This is a genomic window from Pseudomonas sp. PGPPP1 (assembly GCF_002255865.1).
Taxonomy (GTDB): Bacteria; Pseudomonadota; Gammaproteobacteria; order Pseudomonadales; family Pseudomonadaceae; genus Aquipseudomonas; species Aquipseudomonas cremoris.
This window is the reverse complement of the sequence record NZ_NKIG01000025.1, coordinates 20,755-37,109: the sequence shown is the minus strand read 5'-3', so window position 1 is coordinate 37,109 and position 16,355 is coordinate 20,755. Positions and strand designations below refer to the sequence as shown.

15 protein-coding genes are annotated in these 16,355 nt (G+C 59.9%); 11 read left to right on the top strand and 4 right to left on the bottom strand.

Annotated features, from left to right (window positions below; all coding sequences use genetic code 11):
• Window positions 1-14 precede the first annotated feature (14 nt).
• Window positions 15-425, bottom strand: a complete 411-nt coding sequence (locus CFE47_RS23520) for a DUF4398 domain-containing protein (protein ID WP_185707453.1) — start codon at window positions 423-425, stop codon at window positions 15-17.
• Window positions 426-714: 289 nt separating this feature from the next.
• On the bottom strand, window positions 715-1,059 hold the full coding sequence (locus tag CFE47_RS23515; RefSeq protein ID WP_286840764.1) for a pilin assembly protein: 345 nt from the start codon (window positions 1,057-1,059) through the stop codon (window positions 715-717).
• Window positions 1,060-1,243: 184 nt separating this feature from the next.
• Here CFE47_RS23515 and ppc point away from each other — a divergent pair, with 184 nt between their 5' ends.
• From ppc to CFE47_RS23485, 6 genes are all read left to right on the top strand, one after another.
• Window positions 1,244-3,871 (top strand): phosphoenolpyruvate carboxylase, encoded by a 2,628-nt coding sequence (gene ppc / locus CFE47_RS23510; RefSeq protein ID WP_286840763.1) that lies wholly within the window; start codon window positions 1,244-1,246, stop codon window positions 3,869-3,871.
• Window positions 3,872-4,167: 296 nt separating this feature from the next.
• Complete coding sequence (gene adk, locus CFE47_RS23505; RefSeq protein WP_185707447.1) at window positions 4,168-4,815, top strand: adenylate kinase; 648 nt, start codon at window positions 4,168-4,170, stop codon at window positions 4,813-4,815.
• 90 nt (window positions 4,816-4,905) lie between these two features.
• Window positions 4,906-5,592 (top strand): tRNA (adenosine(37)-N6)-threonylcarbamoyltransferase complex dimerization subunit type 1 TsaB, encoded by a 687-nt coding sequence (gene tsaB / locus CFE47_RS23500; protein ID WP_286840762.1) that lies wholly within the window; start codon window positions 4,906-4,908, stop codon window positions 5,590-5,592.
• Window positions 5,593-5,752: 160 nt separating this feature from the next.
• Window positions 5,753-6,043 carry a hypothetical protein gene (locus CFE47_RS23495; protein ID WP_286840761.1) on the top strand — a complete coding sequence of 97 codons (291 nt, stop codon included), beginning with the start codon at window positions 5,753-5,755 and terminating at the stop codon, window positions 6,041-6,043.
• Window positions 6,043-6,903: a DUF72 domain-containing protein gene (locus CFE47_RS23490; protein WP_286840760.1), complete on the top strand. Its 861-nt coding sequence runs from the start codon at window positions 6,043-6,045 to the stop codon at window positions 6,901-6,903. Before CFE47_RS23495 ends, CFE47_RS23490 begins: the two co-directional genes overlap by 1 nt.
• 27 nt (window positions 6,904-6,930) lie before the next feature.
• Window positions 6,931-7,758, top strand: coding sequence for an isocitrate lyase/PEP mutase family protein (locus CFE47_RS23485; protein WP_286840759.1), 828 nt, complete (start codon window positions 6,931-6,933; stop codon window positions 7,756-7,758).
• A 1-nt stretch (window position 7,759) separates the two neighbouring features.
• On the opposite strand, the gene CFE47_RS23480 is transcribed toward CFE47_RS23485, so the two are convergent.
• Window positions 7,760-8,374 (bottom strand): energy transducer TonB, encoded by a 615-nt coding sequence (locus CFE47_RS23480; RefSeq protein ID WP_286840758.1) that lies wholly within the window; start codon window positions 8,372-8,374, stop codon window positions 7,760-7,762.
• Window positions 8,375-8,470: 96 nt separating this feature from the next.
• Between CFE47_RS23480 and CFE47_RS23475 the strand changes: the two genes are divergently transcribed.
• A complete protein-coding gene (locus CFE47_RS23475; RefSeq protein WP_286840757.1) occupies window positions 8,471-9,253 on the top strand; it encodes a class I SAM-dependent methyltransferase in 783 nt (260 codons plus the stop codon).
• A gap of 123 nt (window positions 9,254-9,376) precedes the next feature.
• On the opposite strand, the gene CFE47_RS23470 is transcribed toward CFE47_RS23475, so the two are convergent.
• Complete coding sequence (locus CFE47_RS23470) at window positions 9,377-10,012, bottom strand: TetR/AcrR family transcriptional regulator (protein WP_286840756.1); 636 nt, start codon at window positions 10,010-10,012, stop codon at window positions 9,377-9,379.
• Between the two features lie 92 nt (window positions 10,013-10,104).
• Between CFE47_RS23470 and CFE47_RS23465 the strand changes: the two genes are divergently transcribed.
• From CFE47_RS23465 to CFE47_RS23450, 4 genes are all read left to right on the top strand, one after another.
• Window positions 10,105-11,208: an efflux RND transporter periplasmic adaptor subunit gene (locus tag CFE47_RS23465; RefSeq protein WP_286840755.1), complete on the top strand. Its 1,104-nt coding sequence runs from the start codon at window positions 10,105-10,107 to the stop codon at window positions 11,206-11,208.
• 6 nt (window positions 11,209-11,214) lie between these two features.
• On the top strand, window positions 11,215-14,280 hold the full coding sequence (locus CFE47_RS23460) for an efflux RND transporter permease subunit (RefSeq protein WP_286840754.1): 3,066 nt from the start codon (window positions 11,215-11,217) through the stop codon (window positions 14,278-14,280).
• Between the two features lie 2 nt (window positions 14,281-14,282).
• Entirely contained in the window at window positions 14,283-14,876 is a 594-nt protein-coding gene (locus tag CFE47_RS23455) for a LysE family translocator (RefSeq protein WP_286840753.1), read from the top strand.
• 93 nt (window positions 14,877-14,969) lie between these two features.
• On the top strand, window positions 14,970-16,334 hold the full coding sequence (locus tag CFE47_RS23450) for a Fic family protein (protein WP_376750085.1): 1,365 nt from the start codon (window positions 14,970-14,972) through the stop codon (window positions 16,332-16,334).
• Window positions 16,335-16,355 lie beyond the last annotated feature (21 nt).

Genomic DNA, 16,355 nt, shown 5'->3' with positions numbered 1-16,355 from the left:
TCAGTGGCGGCGGTTTACGGCTGTTTGATAACAGCGGGGCGCATGCCTTCCTGACGCAGCTCCTGAACAGCTTTCTGGGAGTCCTTCACAGCCTGTTCAGCCTTGGCTGCCTGGGATTTGCGCTCTGCAACGCGAGCATCCCATTCAGCTTGTTCGGCCAGGCGACGGGCCTCGTCGTAGTTCTTGTCGTGCATGGCGATTTCGGCTTGTTTGAGCTTGTCCTGGGCCGATTTCATTTCTACGGCTGCGTACTCGGTACCGCCGGCGCTGACAGCGCTGTTCACCGCAGATTGGGTGACCGCGTATTGCTCGGTCGGAGGGTTGCCGGCGCAACCGGCCAGAACGAAGCTGGTACCGATTGCCAGCGCGGCCAATTTGAGCCCGCGCAGGTGGTTAAACGAGGATTTGGCAGTGCTGGTCTTCATCGTCTTCAACTCCATTGGATAACTCCTGAAATACTTCAAAATCCACCTCAGGATGGCAGCGGCGGCGGGCCTGGCGTTTAAGCGCATGGCACCTATTCAAACGGCTGTTCCACGTGATGGCTTACTCGGTGTGACCGGAGGCTTTTTTGAATAGTTCAGAGAAGATGGCGATTTGCCTAAAAAAATATCTGACTGATTGGTCAGCGTAAAAAAGTTGGAACTTCTGCGTTGCGCAGCGGTACGCCGGGCCTGTGGAAGGCCCGGAATACAAGGGGGTAACGGGGAAGTGTCAGTGTTTTTGTTCGTCGGCACTCGCCGACAAATCATGCAGATAACGACGCGACAAGGTCAGGAAACGAGGGGTGGGGCCGACGTCTTCATACAGCGGGTCACCTTCCTCATCGGTGGCAACGACCTGCTGGCCCCTGATGTAGGGGAAGCTGGTTTCCAGCTCTTCCAAGGCGGCGCCGATCAGTTCGCCGAGCAGCTCTTCGGTGTTGCGTTTGGGGTACATCTCGGCGATGGCGGCCAGCCTTGCGGCGGACTCGACATCCAGATGGATGGCGTACTCGGTCTTGGTCAAGCGACCCTTGGCGTTCTCTTCCCAATGCTGGGCCAATTCTCGAATTTTCATGGCAACCTCAATAAAGCCCGCGATAGCAGGCGGTGATGAGTGACCCGCCGTCCGCGTGGATAAACGCGGCGACTTACCTTTGAGACTAGCTGCAAGCCACAAGGTTTAAAGTCTTGTCAGAAACGAGCACTGGCGGCACTCTGGAACACCTGCGCGTCCCGGATTTCTGGCTGGAGATTGGCTGATGAGTGATATCGATGCACGCTTGCGTGAGGATGTTCACCTGCTGGGTGAGCTGTTGGGCAATACCATTCGAGAGCAGTATGGCGACGATTTTCTCGACAAGATCGAGCAGATCCGCAAAGGCGCCAAGGCCGACCGCCATGGCGCTGGCGATGAACTGAGCACCCGTCTCAACCAGTTGCAGGAAAACGAACTGCTGCCGGTGGCTCGTGCCTTCAACCAGTTCCTTAACCTGGCCAACATTGCCGAGCAGTACCAACTGATTCATCGACGTGATGAGTCGCAACCGGCACCGTTCGAGTCCCGCGTGTTACCCGAGTTGCTCGCCCGCTTGCAAAGCGAAGGTCACAGCAATGAGTCCCTGGCACGCCAGTTGGGGCGCCTGGAGATTGAGCTGGTCCTTACCGCTCACCCCACCGAAGTGGCGCGCCGTACTCTGATCCAGAAATACGATGCCATCGCCGCCCAATTGGCGCTGCAAGACCACCGCGACCTCACGACCGCCGAGCGCGATCAAATCCGTGAGCGCTTGCAACGCTTGATCGCCGAAGCCTGGCACACCGAAGAAATCCGCCGTGTCCGGCCCACTCCGGTGGACGAAGCCAAATGGGGCTTCGCGGTGATCGAACATTCGCTGTGGCACGCCATTCCCAATTACCTGCGCAAGGCCGACCGGGCCTTGCATGCCGCCACCGGCCTGCGTCTGCCCTTGGAGGCTGCACCGATTCGCTTCGCCTCGTGGATGGGCGGCGACCGTGACGGCAACCCGAATGTCACTGCGCCGGTCACCCGCGAAGTGCTGTTGCTGGCACGCTGGATGGCGGCTGACCTGTACTTGCGCGACATCGACCACTTGGCCTCCGAACTGTCGATGCAACAGGCCAGCCCGGCATTGCAGGCGAAGGTCGGCGACAGCGTCGAGCCCTACCGCGCCTTGCTCAAGCAACTGCGCGAACGCCTGCGCGCCACACGCCAATGGGCGCACACCGCGTTGAGCAGCAGCACCCCGGCGCCTGCCGAGGTACTGCAGAACAACCGCGACCTGCTGGACCCGCTGGAGCTGTGTTATCAGTCGCTGCATGAGTGCGGCATGGGCGTGATCGCCGATGGCCCGTTGCTCGACTGCCTGCGCCGTGCCGTGACCTTTGGCCTGTTCCTTGTGCGGCTGGATGTGCGCCAGGACTCCAGTCGGCATTCGGCGGCCATGACGGAAATCACCGACTACCTTGGCCTCGGTCGCTATGAGGACTGGGACGAAGACGCGCGCATCAGTTTTCTGACCAAAGAGCTGGCGAATCGTCGGCCATTGCTGCCGGGGTATTTCAAACCCTCGGCGGACACAGCCGAGGTGTTGAACACCTGCAAGGAAATCGCTGCTGCACCGGCGGCTTCACTGGGCTCGTATGTCATCTCCATGGCGGGCGAGGCCTCCGACGTGCTGGCGGTGCAATTACTGCTGAAAGAGTCGGGCGTGCAACGGCCGATGCGCGTGGTGCCGTTGTTTGAAACCCTGGCCGACCTGGATAACGCCGGGCCGGTGATGGAGCGCCTGCTGCAACTGCCGGGCTATCGCGCGCGCTTACAGGGCCCGCAGGAAGTGATGATCGGCTATTCAGACTCCGCCAAGGACGCCGGCACGACTGCCGCCGCCTGGGCGCAATACCGGGCGCAGGAGCGCTTGGTGGATATCTGCCGCGAGCAGCAGGTGGAACTGTTGTTGTTTCATGGTCGCGGCGGCACCGTCGGCCGTGGCGGCGGCCCGGCCCACGCGGCGATCCTGTCGCAGCCGCCGGGCTCGGTGGCGGGGCGTTTCCGCACCACCGAACAGGGCGAAATGATCCGATTCAAGTTCGGCTTGCCGGATATTGCCGAGCAGAACCTCAACCTCTACCTGGCTGCAGTGCTGGAAGCCACCTTGTTGCCACCGCCACCGCCGGAGCCGGCCTGGCGTCATTTGATGGATGAATTGGCCGCAGATGGTGTCAGCGCCTACCGCGCAGTGGTGCGGGAAAATCCGCAGTTCGTCGAATACTTCCGTCAATCCACCCCAGAACAGGAGTTGGGCCGGTTGCCCTTGGGCAGTCGCCCGGCCAAGCGCCGTGCGGGTGGGATCGAAAGCCTGCGCGCTATCCCGTGGATCTTCGGCTGGACCCAGACCCGCCTGATGCTACCGGCCTGGCTGGGTTGGGAAGCGGCGCTGAGCAAGGCGCTGGAGCGCGGCGAAGGTGAGCTGCTGGGGCAGATGCGCGAGCAGTGGCCGTTCTTCCGCACGCGTATCGACATGTTGGAAATGGTGCTGGCCAAGGCGGACGCCGACATCGCCCGCCTGTATGACGAGCGCCTGGTGCAACCGGACCTGTTGCCATTGGGTGTGCATTTGCGCGACCTATTGTCGCAGGCCTGCAGTGTGGTGCTTGGCCTGACCGGCCAGTCGCAGCTGTTGGCCCATAGCCCGGACACCCTGGAGTTTATCCGCCTGCGCAACACCTACCTCGACCCGCTGCACCTGTTGCAGGCTGAGTTGCTGGCACGTTCGCGCCAGCAGGAGGCCGCGCAAGACAGCCCTCTGGAACAGGCGCTGCTGGTGTCCGTGGCCGGTATTGCGGCGGGTTTGCGCAACACGGGTTGAGGTTTTTTCGCGTGTTCTCAAAGGCTTGCAGGTAAACCACGACGGCCGCCCCGAACAGGGCGGTCGGCGTCCACACGGGCGGGTTGCACTCGGGCATACCCTACCTATGAAGCATATACAGCGCGGTTCCTGCGACTTTTGGCGGCTTGTATGGATAGGGCCTGCTGTGTATCTTGATCAGCCTTTGGCCGTTTGGGCGGCCTGGACCCAGAATTTTACAAGCCATATTTCTACGAGATTTGCCCCCTCGCGGCGGATCCGAGCGTCATCTCTATAAAAAATTGAGGAGCACATCAATGCGCGTCATTCTGCTGGGAGCTCCCGGGGCCGGTAAAGGTACTCAGGCAAAGTTCATCACTGAAAAATTCGGCATTCCACAAATCTCCACCGGCGACATGCTGCGTGCAGCGGTCAAGGCCGGCACCGAGCTGGGCCTGATCGCCAAAAGCGTGATGGACAGCGGTGGTCTGGTTTCCGATGACCTGATCATCAACCTGGTCAAAGAACGCATCAGCCAGGAAGACTGCAAGAACGGTTTCCTGTTCGACGGCTTCCCACGCACCATTCCCCAGGCTGAAGCCCTGGTGAAGGCCGGCGTCGAGCTGGACGCAGTGGTTGAAATCGCGGTTGAAGATGAAGAGATCGTGCAGCGTATTGCCGGTCGTCGCGTTCACGAAGCCTCGGGCCGCGTGTACCACACCATCTACAACCCGCCAAAAGTCGAAGGCAAGGACGATGTTACCGGCGAAGACCTGGTACAGCGTAAAGACGACACCGAAGAAACCGTGCGTCACCGCCTGTCGGTCTACCATTCGCAGACCAAGCCTTTGGTGGATTTCTACCAGAAGCTGTCCGCTGCCGAAGGCAAGCCCAAGTACAGCCACATTCCGGGCGTTGGCTCGGTAGAAGCGATCACTGCCAAGGTGCTGCAAGCACTGAGCTGATCCTTCGACTGGCTACACGTATAACGGCCCGCTTGCGGGCCGTTGTTGTTTATACTGGCGCACTTTTTTTCGACTTGGACACCCACACCGATGAGCACCCTGCTGGCCCTGGACACCGCGACTGAAGCTTGCTCCGTTGCCCTGCTGCACGATGGCAAGGTTACGAGCCACTACGAGGTGATCCCGCGCCTGCATGCGCAGAAGCTGTTGCCTATGATCAAGCAACTGCTCGAAGACGCCGGCACCACCCTGGCGGCAGTGGACGCCATCGCCTTCGGCCGTGGGCCAGGTGCCTTTACCGGTGTGCGCATTGCCATCGGCGTGGTGCAAGGCCTGGCGTTTGCGTTGGAGCGTCCGGTATTGCCGGTGTCCAACCTGGCGGTGCTGGCCCAGCGCGCCTTGCGCGAACACGGCGCCCAGCAAGTCGCAGCGGCTATCGATGCGCGCATGGATGAAGTCTATTGGGGCTGCTACCGCGAAACCGCTGGCGAAATGCGTTTGGTGGGTGTTGAAGCGGTACAGCCTCCGGAGTCTTCTGCGCTGCCCGATGACGCCAGCGGTGACTGGTTCGGTGCTGGCACCGGCTGGGGTTATGGCGAGCGAATCAATGTGCAATTGGTTGGCCAGGACGCCGCAATGCTGCCCCATGCCGAAGACTTGCTAACCCTGGCACGCTTCGCGTTTGCGCGTGGCGAGGCGATCCCGGCTGACCAGGCCGCCCCTGTTTACTTGCGCGATAAAGTCGCCCAGACCAAGGCCGAACGCGGGATTATTTGACGTCAAAAATGCGGGCAAAGTGAGGCGAAATTCACCAATCGTCAGAATTTGCCCGCGGTTTTAAACCTTTTTCAAATTATGTGTTCTAGTTATCACCAGAGCATTTGCGCACCACGGATGATGCTGCCAAAATGCCATTACTGATAGCGAGTTCGCGCCCATGCGTATTGATGGCTTTTCCTCACAGTCGTACCCGATCAAGCGTAAGCCGCGTAAGGCAAACGCCACGGTGGACGACTCTGTCGAGGATTCGCCAGACTTCATCGAAGTCCAGTCCGATGCGCACGCCAATTCTCAAGCACGCATCAGCGGTCTTCCCGCCCGTCAGCAAGACATGGTCTTCCCGCGCTCCATGAGCAAAAGCGTCGCCACCGCCTTGGCCAGCTACCTGACCACTGCCGGCTTTGTCGAATGGGATATGGAAGTGCTGGGCCTCGACATTCACATCTGATGCGCCTGCCTTATTTCATCGGTTGCCCGTCCTGGAGTGAAAACGCCTGGCGCGACTATCTCTACCCTGTCGACGCGCGTTCCAGCGACTACCTCGCCCTCTATTCCCAGGTTTTCAACGCCGTTGAAGGCAACACCACGTTTTACGCCCGACCCTCAGCCGCCACCGTGCAGCGCTGGGCCGAGATCATGCCTGAGGATTTTCGTTTCACCGCCAAGTTTCCCGGCGACATCAGCCATGGTGGCGACCTGCGCGACCAGCTGCCGGCGGCAGAGAGTTTTGTTGGCCTGATGAGCCCGTTGGGTGAGCGTGTCTCGCCGTTGTGGCTGCAACTGTCGGCGAGTTTTTCGCCGCAGCGTCTGAGCGAACTGGCGGGTTTTATCGATGGCCTGGAGCGCCCGATGGCAGTGGAAGTGCGTCACCCGGAGTTCTTCGCCAAGGGCGACGCCGAGCGCACACTCAACCGTTTGCTGCGTGACCGGGGCGTTGAGCGGATCTGCCTGGATTCGCGTCCGCTGTTCAGTTGCACGTCCACCTCGGCGGCGGTGCTGCATGCCCAATCGAAGAAACCCAAGGTGCCCCCACGTCCTGCGGCACTGACGCTGTTTCCCCAAGTGCGCTTTATTGGTCACCCGGAACTGGAACCCAACGACCCCTTCCTGATCCCGTGGGTGGAAAAAGTCGCCGGCTGGATCGAAGAAGGTCGTACGCCCTATGTCTTCCTGCACACCTCGGATAACCGTCTGGCCGCTCAACTGGCCCTGCGTTTTCACGACAAGTTGATGGCACGCCTGCCGGGCCTTGCGCCGCTACCGACCCTGAATCGGCAACCCGCAGCGGAGCAACTGGGGTTACTCTAAGGCTCCTCTTTTTGCCAGGAGCCCGCCATGGATGCCCAAACCCTTCGCGCCGAAACCTTCAAGGCCCTGCATGAGCGTGACCGCGCATTCGTGATGCCCAACCCGTGGGATGCAGGTTCTGCCATCATGCTGGCCAGCCTCGGTTTTGAAGCCTTGGCCACCACCAGCGCGGGTTATGCGTTCAGCCTCGGGCGGCCGGATGCGGAGGGGGCGCTGTCCCTGGAAGACACGCTGGCCAATACCGGTGCCATCGCTCGGGCGACCACGTTGCCGGTGGCGGCGGACCTGGAAAATTGTTTCAGCGACACCCCCGAAGGTTGTGCCCAGACCATCCTGCGCGCTGCGGCAACCGGCATCGTCGGCGGCTCCATTGAAGACGCCACGGGCATCGCTGCCGACCCTATCTACCCTTTTGATTTGTCCGTTGAGCGCGTGGAAGCGGCGGTTGCTGCCGCGCGCAGCCTGCCTTTTCCCTTCACCCTGACAGCCCGCGCAGAAAACCTCCTGCATGGTCGCCTGGATTTGCCTGACACTATCCGCCGCCTGCAAGCTTACGCCGAGGCCGGTGCCGACGTGCTGTATGCACCGGCCTTGCGCAGTGGCGAGGAAGTGCTGGCGGTGGTCAAGGCGGTCGCGCCTAAACCGGTGAATGTGTTGATGTCCGGCGGCTTGAACCTCAGCGTGGCGCAACTGAGCGAGATGGGCGTACGGCGTATCAGCGTCGGCTCGGCCATGGCACTGGCGGCGTATGGCGAGTTCTATCGGGCGGCGCAGGAGGTGTATGAGTTGGGCACCTTTACCTTCACCGAGCGCAAGATGCCGTTCAGCCAGGCGAACGCGTTCTTCAAGGATTGAATCAGGCGGCCAGGCGCAGGTTCTGGGTGACCAGCGGGCGCGCCCAGTAGTAGTCGAAGTCCAGGGCCTTTTGTTGCGCCACCAGTTCCTCGGTAGGGTACGGCGTGGCGGGCGGTGGCAGCAGGTCCAGTTCGAACTCGGCGATAGGCAAGTGCAAGGGGCGAGGCTGCGGCGCAGGGCCCGGCTCTGGCAGTGGCTCGCCGGCGGTCAGCACGATGGGACGGACCCAACCGCTTTCGAAATTTTGCTGGCGCTGTTGGGCGATGATTTCTTCGTCCGGGAACGGCGTGGCAGCCGGTGGCAGCAATTCGGTTTCGAACTCGGCAATCGGCAGGAACAGCGGCTCAGGTGGGGCGATCTCGGTGTCTTTCACGTCGCACTCACGCTGGGTGAGAATTTGCGACAGTAAATCCGCACCGGCACTCGGTTCTACCGCTGGGTCCGCTGGGGCTGGCGCGCTGAGCGCTTGCGGTGTATCGCCGAGCTGTTCGGCCAACGCTCGGGCGAAGAAGTCCTGCCACACATGACTCACCCCGGCCAGCGCTTGAGTATTGCGCAGGCCGTAGTGGTTGTGGGTCGGCAGTACACCGATGGTTAGGGGAAGAATGTCTGACATTTTTCTCGGTCGACGCTCAGCTCTGGCAAAATACCTGACTGTTGTTTTTATCGGCCGATGTTTGCCGATCCTTAATATTTTTGAGCGTAGCGATTGATGAGCGAACAACCAGCGGCCAGCCGCATCCAGGTCGAGGCCTTGGCCGAAGGTTTCCAGGCCCTTGCCGAGCAATGGGCGTCGCGGCTTGGCTTGCCGTTAACGCTGGCCGATGGGGACTTTTCCCTGCAAGTCGGTGAGCAGGGCCTACAACTGCAACAGCTCGGGCCTGACGCACCAGGGCCGGTGCGGGTGGACTTTGTCGAGGGTGGCGCGGCGCATCGGCGTTTGTATGGCGGTGGCAGCGGACAGATGATCGCCAAGGCCGTCGGTATCGCCCAAGGCGTACGCCCACGGGTGCTGGACGCTACGGCAGGCTTGGGCAAGGACGCCTTCGTGCTGGCCAGCCTGGGGTGCGAGATGAGCCTGATCGAACGCCAGCCGCTGATCGGAGCCTTGCTCGAAGACGGCCTGACGCGTGGCGCGGATGACTTTGACGTGGCGCCGATTGTGGCGCGCATGAAGTTGCTCAAGGGCAACTCCATTGACGTGATGCGCAACTGGGAAGGCGAGCCGCCTCAGGTGATCTACCTCGACCCGATGTTCCCGCACCGTGAGAAAACCGCCCTGGTGAAGAAGGAAATGCGCCTGTTCAGGCCGCTGGTGGGGGATGATCCGGACGCGCCGGCGCTGCTGGCGGCGGCATTGGCCCTGGCCAGTCACCGCGTGGTGGTGAAGCGGCCGCGCAAGGCGCCGTGTATTGAAGGGCCCAAGCCGAGTCATGCGTTGGATGGTAAATCCAGCCGGTATGACATTTATCCCAAGAAGGCGCTCAAGCCTTAAATCTTCGTTGGCCTTGCGGGCCTCATCGCGGGCAAGCCCGGCTCCCACATTTTGAGGTGTGAATACCTTCAAATGTGGGAGCTGGCTTGCCTGCGATAGCGCCCGCCCAGGCAACATAAGCCTTCAGGCCCGATAAGCCCGCATAAACAACCCCACCACATCCTGCACATGCGCCTCGGCGGCTTCTTCGCTCAACTGCCCGCCGCACCCATACAACAAGCAGAAATTCGCTGTGCCCTTGAGCAGGCAAAAGAAGTGCTCGGCGGCGGTAAAGGGTTTTTGGATGCTCAACGCGCCGCTTTGGTCGATCTTGCCCAGCAGACGCTCCATGCCCTGCAGCATGCGCATAGGGCCGGCTTCGAAGAAGATTTGTGAGAGTTTCACGTCCTGATTGCCAGTGGTCATCATCAACCGATGCAGGTTCACCGACTCCTCGCTGTTGATCAGCCGATGGAACCCCCGGGCAATATTCAGCAGTACCGTCTCCACGGGCATGCCGGCCGGCAGCTCGAAATACATCACCGGCAATTGTTCCTCGCACGTCGCCACCACGGCAGCCGTGAACAAGGTCTCTTTGTCGGTGAAGTGGCTGTAGACGGTCAGTTTCGACACGCCAGCTTCCAGTGCAACCGCGTCCATGCTGGTGCTGGCGTAGCCATTACTCAAAAACAGGATTTTCGCTGCTTCGAGGATTGCCTGGCGTTTTGCCATGTCCTTGGGACGCCCAGGGCTATTGGTGTTTACAGGATTGTCGGACATTTTCACTTTAATACTGGACTGGTGAGTTTGGTATTAATAACATACTGGCCAGTATAATTATTCCTAGCTCCATTTGCGAAAGGTCCTTCAGCATGCGCAGCACTTTCCTGCCCTTTGCGTTGCCTGTCAGCCTGGTGTTCCTCCTGGCCGCCTGTGGCCATGAAGAAGCAGCCCAGACCACCGTCCGCCCGGCCATGGTGGTACAGCCGCAACCTTCGGCACAATCGAGCGACAGTTATCCCGGCGAAGTTCGCGCCCGTTATGAGCCGGACCTGGCCTTTCGCATTGGCGGCAAAGTCAGCAAGCGTCTGGTAGAGGAGGGCGAGCGGGTCAAGGCCAACCAGCCACTCGCCGAACTCGACCCCCAGGATGTGCGCCTGCAATTGGAGGCCACCCGTGCCCAGGTGGCTGCCGCCGAGGCCAACCTGAGCCTGGTGCGCGCTGAGCGTGACCGCTACAAAACCTTGCTGGACCGTCAGATGGTCAGCCGCTCCCAGTACGACAATTCCGAAAACCTCTACCGATCCGGTGAAGCTCGCCTTAAGCAAATCAAGGCTGAATTCGACGTGGCCAGCAACCAGGCTGGCTATGCAGTGCTACGTGCGCCCCAGGACGGCGTGGTGGCCAAGCGTGCAGTGGAAGTAGGCCAAGTGGTGTCCGCCGGCCAAACCGTATTCACCCTGGCCACCGATGGCGAGCGCGAAGTGCTGATCAGCTTGCCGGAACAAGGTTTTGGTCGTTTCAAAATCGGCCAGCCGGTGACGGTGGAGCTGTGGAGCCAGCCGGACCAGCGCTTTACCGGGCGTATTCGTGAGCTGTCTCCGGCGGCTGATCCGAAGTCGCGCACTTTTGCTGCCCGTGTCGCGTTCACTGGCGGCAAAGTCCCCGCCGAGCTGGGCCAGAGCGCCCGGGTTTTCGTACAAGCAGACGGCGTAATTGCGCTGTCGGTGCCGCTGTCTGCCCTCAGTGCGGAGAACGGTGCGTCCTACGTCTGGTTGGTACAGCCGGACGACACGCTCAAGCGCACGCCGGTGCGCATCGGCGCCTTCGGTGAAAAAACCGTCCCGGTGCTGGAAGGCCTTAGTCCCACTGACTGGGTCATTGCCGCAGGCGTGCATGTACTCCATGAGGGCCAGCAAGTGCGTCCGGTGGACCGCTCCAACCGAGTTGTGAATCTGGCGGCCAACAAGGAGTAGTCCCCGATGGGTTTCAATCTTTCCGAATGGGCGTTGCGTAATCGCCAGATCGTACTGTTCCTGATGATCCTGCTGGCCGTGGTCGGCACCTTGTCCTACACCAAATTGGGACAGAGCGAAGACCCGCCGTTCACCTTCAAAGCCATGGTAATCAAGACCAATTGGCCAGGCGCCACGGCCCAGGAAGTCTCGCGCCAAGTCACCGAGCGCATCGAGAAAAAACTCATGGAGACCGGCGAGTACGAGCGCATTGTGTCGTTCTCGCGCCCCGGTGAATCCCAAGTCACTTTCATGGCCCGCGACTCCATGCACTCGGCGCAGATTCCCGAGCTGTGGTACCAGGTGCGCAAGAAGATCAGCGACATCCGCCAGACCTTGCCGCCGGATATCCAGGGGCCGTTTTTCAACGATGAGTTCGGCACCACCTTCGGCAACATTTATGCCCTGACCGGCGACGGTTTCGATTACGCGGTGCTCAAGGACTACGCCGACCGCATCCAGATTCAACTGCAACGTGTCGCAGATGTGGGCAAGGTTGAGCTACTTGGCCTACAAGACGAGAAGATCTGGATCGAACTGTCCAACCTCAAGCTGGCGACCCTCGGCCTGCCGTTGGCCGCCGTGCAACAGGCCTTGCAGGAGCAGAACGCGGTGTCCACGGCGGGCTTCTTCGAAACTCCGACCGAGCGCGTGCAACTGCGGGTGTCGGGCAACTTCAAGACAGTGGACGAGATCCGCAACTTCCCGATTCGCGTGGGCGATCGCACCTTCCGTATCGGCGACGTGGCCGAGATTCATCGTGGCTTCAACGACCCACCCGCGCCACGCATGCGCTACATGGGCGCGGACGCCATCGGCCTGGCCGTCGCCATGCGTGACGGCGGTGACATTCTGGTGCTGGGTAAAGCCCTGGAAGGCGAGTTCGCACGCCTGCAAAAGAACCTTCCGGCAGGCATGGAACTGCGCAAGGTGTCGGACCAGCCGGCGGCAGTAAAAACCAGCGTCGGCGAATTCGTCCAGGTATTGGCCGAGGCATTGGCCATCGTGTTGCTGGTGAGCTTTTTCTCCCTTGGTGTGCGCACCGGCATGGTGGTTGCCCTGGCGATTCCACTGGTGCTGGCGATGACGTTTGCCACCATGTATTACCTGGGCATCGGCCTGCACAAGATCTCCCTCGGGGCCTTGGTCCTGGCGCTTGGCCTGCTGGTGGATGACGCGATCATCGCCGTGGAAATGATGGCGATCAAAATGGAGCAGGGCTACGACCGGCTCAAGGCAGCCAGCTTCGCCTGGACCAGCACCGCGTTCCCGATGCTCACCGGTACGCTGATCACCGCCGCCGGCTTCCTGCCGATTGCCACCGCGCAATCGAGTACCGGCGAATACACCCGTTCGATCTTCCAGGTGGTCACCATCGCGCTGCTGGCCTCGTGGGTCGCCGCCGTGGTGTTTGTGCCGTACCTAGGGGAAAAACTCCTGCCGGACCTGGCGAAGATTCACGCGGCCAAGCACGGCACTGACGGGCCTGATCCCTACGGTACGCCGTTCTACCAGCGTGTAAGACGTCTGGTGGAGTGGTGCGTGAATCGCCGCAAAACCGTGATCGTGCTGACCCTGCTGCTGTTTATCGGCTCGGTCGCCTTGTTCCGCTTTGTACCGCAGCAGTTCTTCCCGGCTTCCGGCCGCCTGGAACTGATGGTCGACCTGAAACTGGCCGAAGGCGCCTCCCTGAGCAACACCGCCGACCAGGTCAAACGCCTGGAAAGTTTGCTCAAGGAACACGCCGGCATCGACAACTACGTGGCTTATGTGGGCACCGGCTCGCCGCGTTTCTACCTGCCATTGGACCAGCAATTGCCGGCCGCCAGCTTCGCCCAGTTTGTGGTGTTGGCCAAAACCATTGAAGAGCGCGAAAGCCTGCGCACCTGGTTGATCGAAACCCTCAACGAACAATTCCCGGACCTGCGCTCGCGGGTCACGCGCCTGGAAAACGGCCCGCCCGTGGGTTATCCGGTGCAGTTCCGGGTGACCGGCGAGCACATCGAAGAAGTCCGCGCCCTGGCGCGGAAAGTGGCAGCCAAGGTTCGCGAAAACACCCACGTGGTCAACGTGCACCTGGACTGGGAAGAGCCGAGCAAGATCGTCTACCTCAACATCGACCAGGACCGTGCTCGCGCCCTCGGCGTGAGCACCGCCAACCTGTCGAAATTCCTGCAGAGTTCGTTGACCGGTTCCAGCGTCAGCCAATTCCGCGAGGACAACGAGTTGATCGAAATCCTCCTGCGCGGCACCGTGCATGAGCGCACCGAACTGTCGTTGTTACCAAGCCTCGCGGTGCCGACCGATAACGGCAAAAGCGTCGCGCTGTCACAGATCGCCACCCTTGAATACGGCTTCGAAGAAGGCATTATCTGGCACCGCAACCGCCTGCCAACGGTCACCGTGCGCGCCGATATCTATGGCAAGGAGCAACCGGCAACCCTGGTCCAGCAAATCCTGCCAACGCTTGCAGGTGTACGCGCAGAATTGCCCGACGGTTATCTGCTGGAAGTCGGCGGTACGGTAGAAGACTCCGCCCGTGGCCAGAACTCGGTAAAAGCCGGCGTGCCGCTGTTTATCGTGGTGGTGCTGACGTTGCTGATGCTGCAACTGCGCAGCTTCTCACGCACCGCCATGGTGTTTCTGACGGCGCCGCTGGGGCTGATCGGTGTCACGCTGTTCCTCCTGGTGTTCCGCCAGCCGTTCGGCTTTGTGGCCATGCTCGGCACCATCGCCCTGTCGGGGATGATCATGCGTAACTCGGTGATCCTGGTGGACCAGATCGAGCAGGACATCAAGGCAGGCCTCGCGCCATGGCAAGCAATCATCGAAGCCACCGTCCGACGCTTCCGTCCGATTGTGCTGACCGCGCTGGCGGCCGTATTGGCGATGATCCCGCTGTCACGCAGCGTGTTCTTCGGGCCGATGGCCGTGGCGATCATGGGCGGGTTGATTGTGGCGACGGCGTTGACCCTATTATTCCTGCCGGCCCTGTATGCTGCGTGGTTCCGAGTGAGGAAGGACGTCGCGTAATCATGTTGGCTACTGTTTCAGCCTTGATGTTGTTGTTGCTTGCCCCAGGTCCGACCAACACCCTGCTGTTTCGCGCGGGGGTGTTGTTTGGTTTTCGGGCCTCCTGGACGCTGGCGTTGACCGAGTGCCTGGCTTATCTACTGCAAGTCTCGCTATGGGGGGGGGCGTTGTTGTACCTGGCGGCGTATTCGCCGTGGGCGCTGAAGGCCACGCAGTTGGCGGCGGCCTGCTACTTGCTGTATGTCTCCTACAAGCTTTGGCAGCGTAAGAACAGCGTCATCAACCCCGGTTCCGACCGTTTCTCCGGGCTGTACTTCTTCTGGCTGACGGTGATGAATCCCAAGGGACTGCTGATCGTGTCGTTCATTGCACCGGTTGGCACCTTTGCCACGCTACCAGGCTATGCCGGGTTCATGGTCACGCTGGCGCTGGTGGTGATTCCAGTAGGGGCGGCGTGGATTGTGCTGGGCAGTCGCTTTGAAGGGATTCAAAAGGCATGGCTCACGCCATTGAAGATCAACCGTGCGACCTCGATTGCGATTGGCTGCTTTGCCACGCTGATGGTGGGGCGGTTGGCGGAGTCGGTGGTGAGCTGAGGGAGCTCGCGTCTCAGATTTTATGTTTATTGAGATAGTTGCGGATTTCTGGTGTACTCAAGTCTCAGAAATCAGAAAATTGAGATTTTGATGATCAAGTTGCCACCGAAGGTGCCGGAAGGGGTTTTCGTTTTAATTGGCCAGGAACCCCATCTCCAGCATCTTTCTGACTATATGAAGCTGACTCAGCCAACCGATAGCCAGGGGCGTTACTTACACTTTGATCAGCTACGTCACCGCTTCCCCAAGCATTTGGATCAGGCGATATGCTGGGGCATCGTAAAATACGAGCGCTCTCGTCTGTACCAGCAAATATTGCCCGTCGGTACGCCCGAGGCCTGGTGCAAGTTTTTACTGACACCGACCGCACAGCGTGTGGTATCCACGGTCGACAGGTATGCCTCAACTGCAGCACTTGAGTACATGAGCAGCAAGATTGGGAAGGCCGCCCACATCAAGTATCTGCTCAATGATTTGATTGAAGATGAGGCCATCAGCAGCAGTCAGTTGGAAGGGGCAGCCACCACGACGCTGGTCGCAAAAGATATGTTGAAAAGAGAGCGGCTACCCAGAACACCCGATGAAAAAATGATCATTGGTAATTACCGGATGATGCGTTTCGCTTGGGATAAGCGAAACGCTCCTCTCAGTGCCGAACTGATCGCTGAAATGCATGAGGTGGGTGTTCAAGGTATTGACGATGACAAATATTCTCCCGGCAGCTTTCGTCTAAATGATGACGTAGTTGTCCAAGATGGCGATGGCAATGTGGTCCATACGCCCCCTCCCGCAGAAGGCATCGCCAAAAGATTGGGGCGATTAGCGGATTGGATCAACACCTGCCACGACGATGCTACGACAAGTCGCTACCTTCATCCGTTGATCAAAGGTATATCCCTGCACTTTGCCCTGGGTTACGAGCACCCCTTTCGGGATGGTAATGGTCGTGTGGCACGTGCGTTGTTTTATTGGTTCATGTTCAAAAGCGATTACGCGGCATTCAGGTATATCTCCATCAGTGTTCTGCTTAAGAATGCCGCCGTTCAGTACGGCATGTCTTATCTCTATACCGAGACGGACGAACTGGATCTGACTTACTTTATCGACTACCAATGTTCGGTTGTGCAGCGCGCGGTTGACGGCTTCAAGGAGTCTTACGAAAAAAGCGTTAGAGAGGCCGAGGCGTTTGAGCAATGGCTCTGGGAGTCAGGGCTTTATAAAGAGTTGAATGAGAAACAGAAGACTGTATTTCAGGTGGCCAAGAGCGGCACCGCGAAGCAGTTCACGGCGGTCAACGTTAAGGAAAACCTGGGGTGTTCCTACAATACGGCGTCTGCCGTCCTGAATGGACTTGTTGATCTAAATATCTTTGTTAAAAAGAAGCAGGGCCGTGAATGGGTCTTTTCAATGCGAGATCAGGCAGACATACAACAAAACTGGTTGAAGACTTCTCGTTGATTTGACGAATGCCCACGTTTC